Genomic DNA, 1,796 nt, shown 5'->3' on the forward strand with positions numbered 1-1,796 from the left:
GCGCAGGGGTAATCAATCAAGGGTTCTTCGAACCCTCCAAGTGGTATTTTTACCTCTAAATGCCATGTCAATGGCTCGTGAATTTGCTGACCTTTTAGAAAGATAAAGCACAAAATTCGGATCAGATATCAACGGTATTCTAATTAAGCTTTTTGATACTGAAGTTTCAAATATATTAAAACTATTGTCAAAAAGAGATCGCCTAAGCAAAGAATTAATTATTGACGGTATATGCTTTGATACATCCTTCTTTTTAAGAAAATTTGCGAATTTAACAAAACTAACATTCTTGTTTTTTCTTGCAAAATCGGTTATTTCCGTTAATATGTTGCTATATGCCATCTACAACACTTTCGTGTTCTTCTTGGTGTTATTTAGTGCTTCGATCAACAAGTAGGATGAACATATGACTGAAAGAAATAAAAAAACAGCACTTATGATTGAAATGTAATTATAATTTTTATTTGTATATAAAAAAGGAAGTAATTTATTTATGAATACAGATACACAAACAATAAGAACAAAAGAAGAAGACGCAATTAACTTTATGTTACTAGTATTCATTTAACGAAACTCCAATTTCTGTGAATGCCATAGGGTCGCAAGCGAGGCTACAACCCTATGGCAGTGAGTCTTAGAAATGTCCGTTAATAGCCACGCCAATTGCAATACCAGCAGTGATCGATCCCCCAACGACTATTGCCACTGGAGAACGTAGCGTTGAGTTTCCTGCTCCTATCTGGCATGCTTCTAGCGTCCTTACTGGGGCACGAAGTCGAGGAATTACCTCCTCGTTTAATCGGGAACTTGATAAAGATACCTGATTATAATCCATATTTATTATTCCAGTTTTCGAGTTTTTCTTGCGCATGTAAATACCATTATACCGTTTACATGTGAGTTATTGATAGCTCATTTGTTCGCTTTTTGCAACAAAAAAATGAGCTTGCTCCCTTGGAGTGGGGGAGCTGTTAGGCTCAGGACTTGTCTTATGAAATCCGGATCGCTGTATGCGACAAAGGCAGCAGTCAGGAGGTGGCCACCTCCTGACTGCTGGAGAGAGCGGGTCGAGTCAGGACAGGCCATGATGGGCCGCGAATGAGTATGACCGCCTCTTCTTTTCCTCGGGCCTGAACGGATACCTGGGAGAAAATCCCGGATGACAAGCATAGGACAATGGGAAATGGCACAGACATGCTCAAAGCTGGAGAGTAATGCCGTTGTTGTTGGCATTGACGTTTCCAAGGATCATCTTGATGCCTCTCAATATCCATCTGGTGACCTGATCCAGACTTCCAACGATACGAAAGGCCTCAGAACGCTTCTACGATGGATTGGCAGGCAACGTGCTGTGCATGTTGTCTTCGAGGCGACCGGCCCTTTCCATCGTCAACTGGAGAGTCATCTGGCCAAGGCCGGCATCCCATTCTCACGGATCAATCCGCGGCATGCAAGAAAGTTTGCTGAAGCAACGGGAAAGCTTGCAAAAACGGATCGGGTAGATGCCATGATGCTGGCCAGGATGGGGGCACTTCTTGAACCCAGGACGTCTACGATCTGCAACGAGCTGCAGTCTGCGCTCCAGGAGCTGGCAGCTGGGCGACGAAATCTGACCCGCTATAGACTTCGTCAGATAGAGGCTCAGATCGCAACCATCGATCAGGCAATCAGCGAACTGATCTCGACGCGGAAATCTCACAGAAGGGTTGTACATCGGGTTAGATTATGAAAAAGTCTGTTTTGTAGAAAAGAAATTTCCATAACCATCAAGAAAACCCGATGCAGACAGAGTGTAG

1 protein-coding gene is annotated in these 1,796 nt (G+C 43.3%); it reads left to right on the forward strand.

Annotated elements, in window-relative coordinates; translation table 11 throughout:
* Positions 1-1,159: 1,159 nt before the first annotated feature.
* Entirely contained in the window at positions 1,160-1,729 is a 570-nt protein-coding gene (locus AD944_RS00525; RefSeq protein WP_248845791.1) for an IS110 family transposase, read from the forward strand.
* Positions 1,730-1,796 lie beyond the last annotated feature (67 nt).

Origin of the sequence: Acetobacter tropicalis (assembly GCF_001580915.1) — a bacterium.
GTDB lineage: Bacteria > Pseudomonadota > Alphaproteobacteria > Acetobacterales > Acetobacteraceae > Acetobacter > Acetobacter tropicalis.